Origin of the sequence: Rhodoferax lacus (assembly GCF_003415675.1) — a bacterium.
Taxonomy (GTDB): Bacteria; Pseudomonadota; Gammaproteobacteria; order Burkholderiales; family Burkholderiaceae_C; genus Allorhodoferax; species Allorhodoferax lacus.
On the sequence record NZ_QFZK01000007.1, the window covers coordinates 162,786 to 176,882 of the forward strand.

Below are 14,097 nucleotides of genomic sequence, written 5' to 3' on the forward strand. Positions count from 1 at the left end.
GGCACTGCTGCAGCGCTCACGCGGGCAATCCCAGCAAAGCCTTGCGCATCTGCGGCTCGCTGCTGGCCTCCGACAACCAGATGCCGAAGAACACGCGGCTGAAATCGGCATCCCGCACCGCAGGCAAACTGCGGCCGTTGAACCAGAAGCGCGCGCCTACGCCGGGCGTGTGCAAACCCGTGATGCGGTCACCGGCGTTGACGTCCGGAAAGGTCTGCTCCATGGCCTGCAGCCAGGCCTGCTCGCGCTGGGGGCTGAGCTTGCCCTGGCGCTGCATTTCTTTCAGCGAGCGTTCGGCAATCAAGCGCCCACGCAGGCTGCGAAAGTAATTCAGCTCCAGCCCAAACGGGCTTTGCGCATAGGCGCTGGGGTTGAAGCCGCTGGGCACCCAGAGCCTGGCCTCGTACACCTGCAGGCCCAGAAAACGCAGCGTGGCCGAACCCAGTGCCTGCGCGCCGGGCAAGTCGGTGGCCAGTTCGGCGAGCAGCACAGGGGTGGTCAGCGGCGCGTCTGCGGCCTGGGCAATGTGCAGGCCAACCGGCGTGACGCCCAGTGCCAGGCCGCCCAAAGCACAGACTGCAACTGCCTGCAGGGTGGCTCGACGCGAAAGCATGGCCGGGCTGGCTGAGCCCTCGCCTGCGGAGCGGCGCGCTGGGGCTGGCAGGCAGGCGCGGGACATGGGCATCAGGCCAGCGGCTTTTGCAGGGTGTACTGAATCACGTCGATGTTGCGCTCGTCAAACGCTGCCTCGCAGTAGGCCAGGTAGAACTCCCAGATGCGCACAAAGCGCTCGTCAAAGCCGTTGGCCAGCACGGCGGTGCGCTGGGCCAGAAAGCGCTCGCGCCAGCGCCTGAGCGTCTCGGCATAGTCGGTGCCAAAGGCGAAGCTCTCGACCACTTGCAGGCCGGCAGCCTCGGCCTGTTCCTTGAACACGCGCGGGCAGGGCAGGCAACCGCCGGGGAAGATGTACTGCTGGATGAAGTCGGTGGAGTGGATGTAGCGCTCATAAAGGGCGTCATCAATCACGATGCTCTGGATGCAGGCGCGCGCACCCGGCTTGAGCAGCCGCGACACCGTGCCAAAGTAGGTGGGCCAGTATTCACGGCCCACGGCCTCCACCATCTCGATAGAGCAGATGGCATCGAAGGGCGCGTCCTCAATGTCGCGGTAGTCCTGCAGACGCAGCTCGGCGCGGTGGTCCACGCCCAGGCGCTGCATGCGGGCCTGGGCAAAGGCCAGCTGCTCGGTGCTCAGCGTCACGCCGGTGATGCTGGCGTCCATCCCAGTGGTGGCCATCTCGGCCAGTGCGCCCCAGCCGCAGCCGATCTCCAGCACGCGGTCACCGGGCTTCACGGCGGCCTGCACCAGGGCGCGGCGCACCTTGGCATCTTGCGCAGCGGCCATGGGTTGGTTCAGGTCGCCGTTGAAGAGGGCGCTGGAATAGTTCATGGTGGCATCCAGCCACAGGCCATAGAAGCCGTTGCCCAGGTCGTAGTGGGCGTGGATGTTCTTCTGGCTGTTGGTGCGCGTGTTGCGGTGGAGCAGATGCTTGATGCGGTAGAACAGGCGCCCGGCCCAGCTGCCGAAAAACACGGCGTCCACTTCGGCGCGGTTCTTCACCAGCACGCGCAGCAAGTCGGTCAGGTTCGGCGTGCTCCAGTCGCCTGCGATATAGCCCTCGGCAAACCCGATGTCGCCAGACTTGAGGGCTGCCGAACAGACGTTCCAGTTGTGCAGCACCAGGGTGGCATGGGGCAGGGCCTCGCCGCCAAAGCGTTGCATGCTGCCATCGGGCAACTGCACGGTCAGGCTGCCGTGTGTCAGGCGCTGCAGCAGCTTGAAGACAGTGCGTGCGGCTGCCGGAGTGCCGCGTGGCAGGGTGAAAGAGGTGCTGCGGCTGGAGGCCAGGGTGTTGGTGTTCATGGGGGGCATGCGGGTGGGGCTCTAGCGGGAAACAAAACTTGCGGGCAGCGCAGGCTTGCCAAAAAACGGCACGCGCTTGAGCGCCAGCTTGACCGCCTGCCAGTGGATGCGTGCCAGCACGCCCCAGGTCATGGCGGGGTAACGCCACAGCGCGCGGCGCGCACTGGCAGCGGTCAGCGCTTCCAGCGTGCCGCTGACGCTGGTTTGCAGCAGCGGGCCCTGGTCGTCGTCGTAATCGATGCGGGCCAGCGTGTGGCGGTGTTCGGCGTCGAGCATAAAACGGAAACGGTAGCCGCCCTGCACATCGCAAAACGGCGAGACATGGAAGACCTTGTCGGCCCGCAGCTCGGCGCCATAGACCGGCTGGTCCAGCAGATAGCAATGGCGCTGGCCAAAGGTGTTGTTCACCTCCACCACAATGGCGCGCAGCGTGCCGTCCTGGCGCTGGCAGTACCAGAAGCTCACCGGCTTGAAGGTAAAGCCCAGCACGCGCGGGTAGGTGTGCAGCCAGACTTCGCCGGTGGCGTCCGCAATGCCCTGCGACAGCAACAGCGCATCCAGCCAGGCCAGGGCGCCACCGGCCTCTGGCCCGCGGCCGTCGCCATGGTCGGCATCAAAAAAGCTCAGCGCCGCGCGGCGGTTGCGCGCCAGGGCGCCCGGTCCGTTGAGCTGCAGGCTGCGCATGGGCAGCAGCAAAAAGTAGGTGGGGTAGTTAAAGGCATTGGCCACGGGCTTGAGGCGGCGGTGGCGCACCTGGCCGAAGCCGATCAGGGCGCTGACCGGGCCGGGGCTTTCCATGGGTGCTGCAGAGGGCATGGGCTTCAGGCTGCCAGGCGTTCGGCCATTTGAACGGACGCGGGCAGCGTGTCCATGATGCGGCGTGCCACATCCAGCCCCGAGGCCAGACCGTCCTCGTGAAAACCGTAGCCGGTCCAGGCGCCGCAAAAGTAGGTGCTGTTCTGGCCCTGCAAGGCGGGCAGGCGCTTTTGCGCCTCGATGGCGGCCAGGTCAAACACCGGGTGCTCGTAGGCATAGCTGCCCAGCACCTGTGCCGGGTCAATGGGTGCCAGCGGGTTGAGCGACACCACCACGCTTTGCTGGAACGGCAAGGGCTGCAGCAGGTTGAGCAGGTAGTGCAGACAGACCGTGGACTGCTCCTGTGCCCGGGTGGCTGCGCGCTGGTAGTTCCACGCCGCCCAGGCGCGGCGTTTCTGCGGCAGCACCGAGGTGTCGGTGTGCAGCACGGCCAGATTGGGCTGGTAGCGGATGGCGCCCAGCGTGGCGCGCTCGGCCGGGCTGGCATCGGAAAGCAGGCGCAGCGACTGGTCGGAGTGGCAGGCCAGCACCACGCGGTCAAAGCGTTCGGTGTGGCCCGCCGAGGACACCAACACGCCCTGGGCATCACGCCGGATGTGGGTCACAGGCGTATGCAGGCGTTTGTCCTGCAGGCGCGACACGATCTTGTCCACATAGCTGCGTGCGCCACCAGCCACGGTCCACCATTGCGGCCGGTTGCTGACCTGGATCAGGCCGTGGTTGTGGCAGAAGCGGATCATGGTGGCCACCGGGAACTGCAGCATCTGGTCGGTCGGACAGCTCCAGATGCAGCCCAGCATGGGCAGGAAGTACCAGTCCCTGAACACCGTGGAAAAACCATGCTGTTGCAGGAAGGCCGACAGGGGTTGCGTCAGCTCGCCCTCCAAGCCGCTTTCGGCCAGACGGGTGGCCAGTTGGTTGAAGCGCAGCACCTCGCGCAGCATTTGCAGAAAGCGCGGGTTCAGCAGGTTGCGGCGCTGGGCAAACACGGTGTTGAGTGAAGAGCCGCTCCACTCCAGCGGCCGGCCCGTGTCCCTGGGCACCTGCACCGAAAAAGACATGTCGGACTTGGCCGTGGCCACGCCGAGCTCGGCAAACAAGGCGATCAGCTTGGGGTAGGTGCGTTCGTTGAACACCAGAAAGCCGGTGTCCACCCCGTGGGTGACGGGCCCCGTGGGTCCGGGCAGGGTCACATCCACGGTATGGGTGTGGCCGCCAAAGTAGTCGCCGGCCTCGAACAGGGTCAGGTGGGCGTGGTCGCGCAGGGTGTGCGCGGCAGAGAGGCCGGAGATGCCGGAGCCAATAATTGCAATTTTCATGGTTTTGAACTTTGCGGTTATTTTGTGACTGATTGGTATTTTTTCAAATCAATCAGTACAAAAGCCCTCAAACATTCTTGGGTATTGGCAGCCCTGCGCGCTGCTGCGCGCTTCGGTATGGCGCTGAACCGGCCTTACCAGCTGCGGTCGGAGGCCAGTGTCTGGGTCAGGGGCAGCAGCCGGTCGAGCTGAATTTGCACTTTGACGTCACTGTGCGGGACGCTGGCCACCACGCGGTAGTCTTTGTTGCTGGTATCGCGCACCGCATGTTCGCTGGTGGCCATGCCACTGCGGTTGAGCACCACCGCCACGCGCGGGGTGCTGGTGTTGGAGCCGCGGCGCACCACCACCGCCACTTCTTCCGAGGCCAGCTTCACATAGGCGCCGGGCTGGTAGATACCCACGGCCTTGATCAGCGCGGCACCGGCCTCGTCGACCTGCTTGTTTTCATCAAAGTAGCAGGCCTGCATGGCTACAGCGGGGCTGACCGGCGGGCGCGTCAGCCGGGGCGAAAGCCGCGCGGCAAACATGTCGGCACGCTGGATCAGCCGCGCCAGCCGCTGGGCCGGGGTCTTGCTGCGCAGCGGGCCCGGCAACAGTGCGTGGTGGGCGGCCACGGCTTCCAGCCAGGTGCTGTCGCTCACGCCAAGGGCTTTGAGCAGTTCCACCGATGCCTGGGGATGGGCGTCAATCAGCGCCTGCTGTCCCGGCTCTGGTGGCCTTTTTTGCAGGGTCAGGCGGTCCTGCAGCTCGGTCATGCCAATGTTCATGGTCAAAGCCGACTTGCGCAGCAGTGTTTCCACCGGTTCGGGCCAGTTCAGCACCTCGCGGGCAGCCAGGCCGCACATCACACTCACCAGCATGGCATGGGTGGCGCTGTACATCTCGGTTTCGCTGGCCGAGAGCTGGATCAGGGCAAACAGCACACCGTTGGGGTTGCGCTGGGATTCCTGGCTCAGGGTCTGGTGCACATTGTCCAGGCGCTCGGCAAAGGATTCGCTTTGCGGGTCGCGCAGCAGGCGGAGGGCCTGCACCTGCAGATCGCCCCAGGCCAGCTTCGTCGGTGCGTCTACCGTGCGTTTGACCGCCTTGTCCACCTGCAGCTTGGATCCGGCGATTTCGCCAATCGATTTGTCCTTGCGCATCAGGGTCTGCAGCTGGTCCACATAGGCCTTGCGCAGGGCGTCGGCATCCATGCCGTCAATGAATACGCCGCCAGGGCGCTTGTAAAAGTGGGCCAGGTCGTCCTTGGAGCGAACGACATAGCGCTTGCTGGCCAGCAGCACCCCATCCTTGTCGACCAGGTCACATGGCAGCGGGTATCCAATGCGGACGGAGTCGATTTCGATCGGTATGAGGTTCATGGCTTGAAAAGATTATGCCCGGCCCGTGGCGTTCGAGCCTTGGAATAAGACCCATAACGCCTCCCATACTGCCCTGCTAGCATCTTGCTATGCAAGCCCTAAATTCTCCCCCCGCCTTTTTGCAAAAAATCCACCCCCGCGGCGAACTGGCTGCGGCCCTGCAGGCGCTGCCCCGGCCCTGGGTGTTTACCAACGGCGTGTTTGACGTGCTGCACCGTGGCCATGTGGTCTATCTGGCCCAGGCCCGCGCCCTGGGCGGCAGCCTGATCGTGGCGCTCAATACCGATGCCTCGGTCAAGCGCTTGGGCAAGGGCGATGACCGGCCCCTGAACAAGGACGCCGACCGCGCCATCGTCATGGCCTCGCAGGAATCGGTCAGTCTGGTGACGTGGTTCGACGAGGACACGCCGCAGGAAATCATCGGCGAGATCCGCCCCGACATTCTGGTCAAGGGGGGCGACTACGACATGGCCAAGCTGCCTGAGACCCGGTTGGTGGAGAGTTGGGGTGGGCATGCGCTGGCGCTGCCTTTTGTGGCGGGGTACTCGACTACGCAGTTGGTGAACCGGATTCGGGCGGGTTGAGTTTGTATCTTTCCATTTGAAAGACACCCCGTCCCCCGCCGGTCATTGGCGCGCGCTGCTTTGCCATACCGTAAACCCGTGAGCGGCGCGCTATGTACCAGGCTTCTTGGCTGTGGATGACCGTGGAGCGCCTATGGTTCGCGGGCTGGGTGGTGTGGGCGGTTGACGATTTGCGGTACTCCGCTATGAGGAAACTGCCCACACCACCCAGCCCGCAGCGAGAGAGCCAACGCCTCTAAGTCCGCAGCGAGAGAAACAAAGCCTCTCAATCAATCAACCAAAAACAGCCTGCCACAAAGCCAACCCCGCCTCCCGCTCAACCACCACCTCCTCCACGCCCACTTGCGTGGGCTCTTCATTGAGCCGGGCGCGGTGCTGGATCTGGCGCAGCGTGCGGTAGGCCAGGGCGGCGTTGTCGCCGGTGTGGCCGCTCAGCAGGCCACAGGCCTGGGCGCGCTGCAGCAGGGCGATGTTGCCCACATTGGCGCGCAGCTCCGGGTGGGCCGCACTCTGGGACAGCACCAGGTACTGCACGGCGAATTCGATATCGACCATGCCGCCTGCGCTGTGCTTCACGTCAAACTGGCCGTCAAGCACCGTGCGTGCCTTGCTGACCTTGGCGCGCATGTCCATGATCTCGGCGCGCAGGGCGGCCGTGTCGCGTGGCGTGGTGATTACCGCCTCGCGCACCGCCTCAAAGCGCTGCTGCATGGCCGCGTCACCCAGCACACAGCGCGCGCGCGTCATGGCCTGGTGCTCCCAGGTCCAGGCGGCGTTGCTGCCGCGCTGCTGCTGGTAGTTGGCGTAGGCATCAAAGCTGGTGATCAGCAGTCCGGAGTTGCCGTTGGGCCGCAGCGCGGTGTCGATCTCGTAGAGGTCGCCCTCGCCGGTCTTCACGGTGAGCCAGTTGATCAGCTTGCGGATGAGTGCGCCATAGACCTCGAAGGCGCGGTCATCCTCGTCATCGAACACAAACACAATGTCCAGGTCGCTGCCGTAGCCCAGCTCCAGGCCGCCGAGCTTGCCGTAGGCAATGACGGCAAAGCGGTGGTCCGGGCGGTGGCGGTTTTTCAGGCGCTCCCAGCACCAGCGGGTGGTGGTGCGCAGAATGCTCAAGGCCAGGGCACTCAAATCATCAGCCACCTGCTCCACCGTGATGCGGCCCTCCACATCGCGCGCCAGGGTGCGAAACACCTCGGCATGGTGGGCGCGGCGCAGCAGGTTGAGCAGCGCCTCGTCATCGTCCTCGCCGCTGGCGGCCAGGGCCTTGCGGCGGTGCTCCATCTCGGCTTCGAACTCAGTGGCGTCAAAGCGCTCGTCCAGCATGGCGCTGCCAGCCAGCTCGTCGATCACGCCGGGGTGCTGCATCAGGTAGCGCGCGGGCCACTTGGCCGCACCCAGCATGCGCAGCAGGCGCTCGTGCACGTTGGGGCGCTCCAGCAGCAGGGCCAGATAGCTCTCGCGGCGCAGCAGGGGCTCAATCCAGTCGGACAGGCGCACGGCGGCGTCCTCGCTCACCTTGCCCTCAGCCACCCACTGCGCGGTGCGCAGGATCAGCCGCCCCAGCCGCGCGCGCGACTCCTCGCGCAGCGCCAGCACCCGGGGGTGGGTCTGCCAGGTGGACAGGCGCTCGCGGAACTTGCCCTGGGTGTGGCCCAAGAGCACCTCGAAGTCACTGGCGTCGGGCGCTGCGCCCTTGCCGTTGCAACCCTTGCATTCGGGTTGGGCGCCGCCCAAGAGCGCATCAAACTCATGGGCCACGCATTCGCGGTGGGCGTCGAGCTGGGCCAAAAAGCTGTGCGTGTTGGCAAAACCCATGGTCTGGGCCATCCACAGCAGGTCGTCATCATTCACCGGCAGCACATGGGTCTGCTGGTCGTCCAGGTACTGGATGCGGTGCTCCACCTGGCGCAAAAACACATAGGCCTGGGCCAGGTTGTCGGCCGCGCTCTGCGGCATCAGGCCGGCGCGGGCCACGCGCTGCAGCGCGCTCAAGGTGGGACGGGTGCGCAACTCGGGGAACTGGCCGCCGCGCACCACCTGCAGCAGCTGCACGGTGAATTCGATTTCGCGGATGCCCCCGCGCGAGAGCTTCACGTCGTTGCCACGTTCGGGGTGGCCGGCACTGCGCTTGGCGGCGTGCTCGCGGATCTGTCGGTGCAGGATGCGCAGGGCATCAAACACGTTGTAGTCCAGGTAACGCCGGAACACAAAGGGCACGATGATGGCGCGCAAGCCCTGTGCGCAGCCCGAGCCAATGGCGGCGCGCGGCGCCACCACACGGCTCTTGAGCCAGGCAAAGCGCTCCCATTCGCGGCCCTGCACCTGGAAGTATTCTTCGAGTGCGGCCAGCGACACCGCGGCCGGGCCGGAGTTGCCGTTGGGGCGCAGCGCCAGGTCCACGCGGAACACGAAGCCGTGCTCGGTGCTTTCGCCCACCAGCGCATAGATGGCGCGCACCTGCTTGGCAAAGAACTCCTGGTTGGAAATCCGTCCGCGTCCCTGCGCGCTGCCGTTGGTCTCGCCGTCCTGGTCGTAAACGTAGATCAGGTCGATGTCGCTGGACACATTGAGCTCGCGCGCACCGAGCTTGCCCATGCCGATGATGCACAGCTGGGCTGCTTCGCCATTGGCGCCCAAGGGCACGCCATGGGTCTCCTGCAGGCTGTGCTGGCTCTCGGCAAAGGCCAGGTCCAGTGACCACTCGGCCAGTTCGGTCATGCTGGCTGCCACCTCGGCCAGGGGGCAGGACTGGTCACAGTCCAGCGCCAGCAGGCGCTCCAGCACCAGTTGGCGTGTGGCCCGCAGCGCACCGGGAAAATCCAGCCCACCGTGGCGCAGGGAGTCAAACACGCTCTGCATGGCCGCGCGCCTGGGAACACCCACAGGCAGCAGGGCCAATTCCCCGGCATAGCGGCGCCGCACACGCTGGCCAAAGCGCGGGTAGGCGGACCCGGTGGAGGCGCCCAGGGCGGCTGGAGCTGCGTCGAGGGGGGTCATAATTCCTGACATGGTGAAGACAGAACAATGCCACAAGCGAACCTGACCCCGTCCCGGTGGCTCAGCGCCTTTGCGTGCGCGTCACGCTGGCTCTTGTGGATTCTTGCTGCGGCCTGGATCACTTCAGGCCTGCTGTGGGGCGGATTGCATTTTCTGATTGTGCCGCGAATCGGCGAATTCCGTCCGTGGCTGGAGCAGCAGGCCAGCCAGCGCATGGGCATTGGCGTGCGCATCGGCGATATCGTGGCCACCTCCAACGGCCTGATTCCTTCGGTCGAACTGCGTGATGTGCGCCTGCTGGATGCTGATGGCCGCGAGGCCCTGCGCCTGCCCTCGGTGCTGGCAGCCCTCTCGGTGCGCTCGGCTGTGGGCCTGGGTTTTGAGCAGTTGTACGTGGCAGCGCCCGAGCTCGATGTGCGCCGCAGCGCCGATGGCCGCATCTGGATTGCGGGCTTTGTCCTGCCTGAGGCCACGACCGACGGCAGCGCTGCGGCCGACTGGGTGTTTGCCCAGACCGAGCTGGTGGTGCGTGGCGGGCGCGTGCGCTGGAGCGACGAATTGCGCGGCCTGCCCACGCTGGAGCTGGCCGATGTGGACGTGCTGATCCGCAACCGCGGGCGCAACCACAGCCTGCGCGTGGATGCCGATCCGCCCACCGGTTGGGGCACACGCCTGTCGTTGCAGGGCAAATTTTTGCAGCCGCTGTTCTCGCGCCGCCATGGTGACTGGCGCAACTGGAGCGGGCAGCTGTATGCCGAGGCCTCGCAGGTCGACCTGGAACAGCTGCGCAACTATGTGGACCTGGGGCTTGACCTGCGCCAGGGCGCGGGCTCGCTGCGCGCCTGGGTGGATGTGGACCACGCAGTGCTGCTGGGCGCCACCGCCGATGTGGCCTTGCAGAAGGTGACCGTGAAGCTGGCACCTGCCCTGGAGCCGCTGGACCTGGAGCGGGTAAGTGGCCGTCTGGGCGTGCAACTGCTCGATGGAGGTCGCACCTTCTCCACGCAGGCGCTGGCGTTTGACACCCGCGACGGTCTGCACTGGCCGGGTGGCAATGTGCAGCTCAGCCTGTTCGAGGCAAATGCCCAGCAGGACGCACATGGCACCTTGGTGGCCGACCGGCTGGACCTGGCGGCCATCCGTGAAATTGCCAGCCGCCTGCCTCTCAATGCGGCCGTGCACGAGGGCTTCCAGCGCCTCGCGCCCCAGGGCCTGGTGGAGAAGATCAAGCTGGACTGGCAGGGCAATATCGGTAGTCCGGCCCGTTTTGGCGCCACCGGCCGGGTGACACAACTGGTGCTGGCGGCCCAGCCACGGGTGAACCTCGGCATACCCGGCCTGCGTGGTGCCACGGTGGATTTTGATATGAACCAGAGCGGCGGGCGCGCCACACTGGCGCTGCAGGACGGCAGCATTGAATTCCCCGGCGTGTTTGAAAAACCGGTGGTGGCCTTTGACAGCCTGACGGGCGATGTGCAGTGGAAGCTGGACGGCACGCACATCAGCGTGGAGACCGGCAAGCTGCGCTTCGCCAACCCGGATGCGCAGGGCGAAGCCCAAATCAAATGGCAGACCGCGCCGGTGCCAAACGGTGGATCGCTGGAGCTGCGCTTTCCCGGCGTGCTGGACCTCAGCGGTACCCTGGGCCGCGCCAATCTGGCCGCCCTGCCGCGCTACCTGCCGCTGGACATGGACAAGGAGGCGCGCGACTACCTGGCGCAGGCGCTGGTGGCCGGTGAGGGCAGCAACGCGCGCTTTCGCGTCAAGGGCGACCTGGCCAGGTTTCCGTTCAGCACGCCCAAGCAGGGCGAATTCCAGATTGCAGGTGCCATCCGGAACGCCAGCTATGCCTACGCTCCGCCGCTGGTCATGCCCGAAGGCAGTCCGCCCTGGCCGCTGCTGACCCAGGTCTCGGGCGACTTGCTGCTGGACCACGACAGCCTGCAGATCAAGGCGGCCAAAGGTTTGCTGGCAACGGGCACCGGCTTGCAGTTTGGCAAGACCGAGGTGGCTATCAGCAAGCTGTATGACGCGCCGCTGGTCAGCGTCACGGCCGAGGCGCGTGGGCCGCTGACCGAAGCCCTGGCCTTTGTGAACGCCTCGCCGGTGGGCGGCTGGATCGGCAATGCGCTGGCCCGCACCACCGTGAGCGGCAGCGCCGACTACAAGGTTCGCCTGTCCATTCCGGTGCAGCATGCCGACAAGTCCACGGTGCAGGGCAGCATCGCCCTGGGCGGCAATGACTTCCAGTTTGCGCCGGCCGTGCCGCGTGTGAGCCGGGCCAAGGGCGTTATTGCCTTTACCGAGGGCGGTTTTTCACTTGCGGGCGTGCAGGCGCGCGCCCTGGGCGGGGACGTGCGCGTCGAGGGCGCCATGAATTTTGGCAACACGCCCTTGGCGCGCAACACGCCCGGTGCCTTGCGCATGAATGGTGTGGCCACGGCCGAAGGCCTGCGCCTGGCCACTGAACTGGGGCCTGCCGCGCGGCTGGCGCAGTTCAGCAGTGGCAGCACGCCCTACAGCGCCACACTGGCCATCAAGTCGGGCGTGCCGGAGCTGCTGGTCAGCAGCACCCTGAACGGATTGGCCCTGAGCCTGCCACCGCCCTTTGCCAAGGCCGCTGAAGCCAACCTGCCCCTGCGCCTGGAGACCACGCTGGTGCGGGGTACCCAGACCGGTGCCGGGCGTCTGCAGGACCAGTTGCAAGTGGACCTGGGCCGCCTGGCCAGTCTGGTCTATGTGCGTGACATCGCGGGCGCCGAGCCCCGGGTGCTGCGCGGCTCCATTGCCCTGGGCCTGGGTGTCAATGAATCGGCTCCCCTGCCTGCCGAGGGCGTGGTGGCCAATGTGAACCTGCCCCAGCTGGATGTGGACGCCTGGAGTGCCGTGGTCACGCGCCTGGCAGCGGCCGCTCCGGGTTCGGGCAATGCCGTGCCGGACGCAGCCACCCTGTCCTACCTGCCCAACAGCATGGCTCTGCGCGCGCGCGAACTCACGGTGGGCGGGCGCCAGTTCAACCAGGTTGTGCTGGGGGGCGCGCGCGAGGGCCCGGTCTGGCGCGGCAATGTGGATGCCACCGAGCTCAATGGCTATGTGGAGTACCGCCAAAGCAGCGGCAGCACGCCCGGGCGCGTGTATGCGCGCCTGACGCACCTGGTCATAGGCCAGGCGGCGCAGCAGGAGGTGGAGGCTTTGCTGGACCAGCAGCCCGCCACCGTCCCGGCACTGGACGTGGTGGTGGAAGACATGGAGCTGCGTGGCAAAAAGCTGGGCCGCGTGGACATCCAGGCCGTCAATCTGGGCGGCCCGGTGCGAGAGGGCGCGCGCGAGTGGCGCCTCAATCGCTTCAACATCAGCACGCCCGATGCCACGTTCACCGCCACGGGCAATTGGGCCCAGGTGAATGCGCAGGCCCCGGCGGCGTCGGCAGGCAGCGGCGCACGCAGGCGCACCGCGCTGAATTTCACGCTTGATGTGGCTGACACGGGCGACCTGCTCAAGCGCCTGGGCACGCCCGGCGTGATTGCCAAGGGCAAAGGCGTGGTGGCAGGTCAGGTGTCCTGGCTGGGCTCGCCGTTTTCGCCGGACTACGCCAGCATGGGTGGGGGCTTCAACGTGAACATGGAGTCCGGCCAGTTCCTCAAGGCCGACCCCGGCATTGCCAAGCTGCTGGGCGTGCTGAGCCTGCAGTCCCTGCCGCGGCGCCTGGTGCTGGACTTCCGCGATGTGTTCAGCGACGGCTTTGCCTTTGACTTTGTGCGCGGCGACGTCACCATCGAGCGTGGTCTGGCGCGCACCAACAACCTGCAGATGAAAGGCGTGAACGCCGCCGTGCTGATGGAAGGCCAGGCCGACATTGCCAAAGAGACGCAAAACCTCAAGGTGGTGGTGATTCCGGAGATCAACGTGGCCAGTGCCTCGCTGATCTACTCGGCCATCAACCCGCTGATCGGCCTGACCACCTTCCTGGCCAACGTCATCTTGCGCAAACCCCTGATCGAGGCCAACACCCAGGAGTTCCTGATCGACGGCACCTGGGTCGACCCGCATGTCACCAAGGTCGAGCGCAAGCCCGAAGCCCCCGCCGCTCCAGCCCCCGCTACATCCGCACCCTCCAAGGAAACCCAGCCATGAAAATCGCCGCCCTCCAGATGGTGTCCACCGGCCAGGTAGCCGACAACCTGCAGCAGGCCGGCCTGCTCTTGCAGCAAGCCGCAGACCAGGGCGCCGAGCTGGCTGTGCTGCCGGAATACTTTTGCCTGATCGGCCAGCATGACGCCGACAAGCTGGCCATCCAGGAGCCCTTTGGCAGTGGCCCCATCCAGCAGTTTCTGGCAGATGCGGCGCAACGTCTGGGCCTGTGGATTGTGGGCGGCACCCTGCCGCTCACCGGGGCCGGGGACAACAAGGTTTTCAACAGCTCGCTGGCCTTCAACCCGCAGGGGGAGTGCGTGGCGCGCTACGACAAGATCCACCTGTTTCGCTTTGACAATGGCCGCGAGGCCTATGACGAGTCGCGCGTGCTGGACCGTGGCCACACGCCCACGCGCTTTGCCTTGCCCTCCCAGGATGGCCACACCTGGCAGATCGGCATGAGCGTGTGCTACGACCTGCGCTTTGCCGAGCTCTACCGCAGCTATGCGGCACAGGGCGTGGATTTGCTGTTGGTGCCCGCGGCCTTTACCCACACCACCGGACGCGCGCATTGGGAGGTGCTGCTGCGTGCCCGTGCGATTGAAAACCTGGCCTATGTGGCCGCCGCTGCGCAGGGCGGGGTGCATCCCAATGGCCGCCAGACCTGGGGCCAGTCCATCGTGATCGATCCCTGGGGCAAGGTGCTGGCCGAGCAGGCGCAGGGTCAGGGTGTGGTGCTGGCCGAGCTCGATGCAGTTGCCATGCAGCACTGGCGCAGCCAGCTGCCGGCGCTGCAGCACCGTGTGCTATGAAGTCTGGTCTTTTTTCTCTTCGGTGGCCGCAGGCGGGTCACCATCCGGGCGTCCGGAAAACATGGTCCACCAGATGATTCCAACAAACAGCAATCCGGCCCCCAGGGCTTCAAGCAACAAGAGTGTCATGGTTCATTCTTTGGTT

General features: G+C 65.9%; 10 protein-coding genes. 3 read left to right on the forward strand and 7 right to left on the reverse strand.

Annotated features, from left to right (window positions below):
• Nucleotides 1-16: 16 nt before the first annotated feature.
• The 5 genes from DIC66_RS13055 to DIC66_RS13075 form a co-directional block, all read right to left on the reverse strand.
• Nucleotides 17-685, reverse strand: coding sequence for a chalcone isomerase family protein (locus DIC66_RS13055; protein WP_233505904.1), 669 nt, complete (start codon nt 683-685; stop codon nt 17-19).
• Nucleotides 685-1,923 carry an SAM-dependent methyltransferase gene (locus DIC66_RS13060; protein ID WP_117177863.1) on the reverse strand — a complete coding sequence of 413 codons (1,239 nt, stop codon included), beginning with the start codon at nt 1,921-1,923 and terminating at the stop codon, nt 685-687. The genes DIC66_RS13055 and DIC66_RS13060 overlap by 1 nt, the downstream gene beginning before the upstream one ends.
• Nucleotides 1,924-1,944: 21 nt before the next feature.
• Complete coding sequence (locus tag DIC66_RS13065; RefSeq protein WP_117177865.1) at nt 1,945-2,739, reverse strand: DUF1365 domain-containing protein; 795 nt, start codon at nt 2,737-2,739, stop codon at nt 1,945-1,947.
• A 5-nt stretch (nt 2,740-2,744) separates the two neighbouring features.
• Nucleotides 2,745-4,058 (reverse strand): NAD(P)/FAD-dependent oxidoreductase, encoded by a 1,314-nt coding sequence (locus tag DIC66_RS13070; RefSeq protein WP_117177867.1) that lies wholly within the window; start codon nt 4,056-4,058, stop codon nt 2,745-2,747.
• A gap of 134 nt (nt 4,059-4,192) precedes the next feature.
• A complete protein-coding gene (locus tag DIC66_RS13075) occupies nt 4,193-5,422 on the reverse strand; it encodes an HD-GYP domain-containing protein (protein ID WP_117177869.1) in 1,230 nt (409 codons plus the stop codon).
• A gap of 89 nt (nt 5,423-5,511) precedes the next feature.
• Between DIC66_RS13075 and DIC66_RS13080 the strand changes: the two genes are divergently transcribed.
• Nucleotides 5,512-6,006, forward strand: coding sequence for an adenylyltransferase/cytidyltransferase family protein (locus tag DIC66_RS13080; protein ID WP_117177871.1), 495 nt, complete (start codon nt 5,512-5,514; stop codon nt 6,004-6,006).
• A gap of 273 nt (nt 6,007-6,279) precedes the next feature.
• On the opposite strand, the gene glnE is transcribed toward DIC66_RS13080, so the two are convergent.
• A complete protein-coding gene (gene glnE / locus DIC66_RS13085) occupies nt 6,280-9,006 on the reverse strand; it encodes a bifunctional [glutamate--ammonia ligase]-adenylyl-L-tyrosine phosphorylase/[glutamate--ammonia-ligase] adenylyltransferase (RefSeq protein ID WP_233505905.1) in 2,727 nt (908 codons plus the stop codon).
• Nucleotides 9,007-9,033: 27 nt separating this feature from the next.
• Between glnE and DIC66_RS13090 the strand changes: the two genes are divergently transcribed.
• Entirely contained in the window at nt 9,034-13,140 is a 4,107-nt protein-coding gene (locus DIC66_RS13090) for a YhdP family protein (RefSeq protein ID WP_117177875.1), read from the forward strand.
• On the forward strand, nt 13,137-13,952 hold the full coding sequence (locus DIC66_RS13095; RefSeq protein WP_117177877.1) for a carbon-nitrogen hydrolase family protein: 816 nt from the start codon (nt 13,137-13,139) through the stop codon (nt 13,950-13,952). Before DIC66_RS13090 ends, DIC66_RS13095 begins: the two co-directional genes overlap by 4 nt.
• Here DIC66_RS13095 and DIC66_RS23630 read toward each other — a convergent pair.
• On the reverse strand, nt 13,947-14,081 hold the full coding sequence (locus tag DIC66_RS23630; protein ID WP_275405231.1) for a hypothetical protein: 135 nt from the start codon (nt 14,079-14,081) through the stop codon (nt 13,947-13,949). The two genes, DIC66_RS13095 and DIC66_RS23630, sit on opposite strands and share 6 nt — an antisense overlap.
• Between the last annotated feature and the right edge of the window lie 16 nt (nt 14,082-14,097).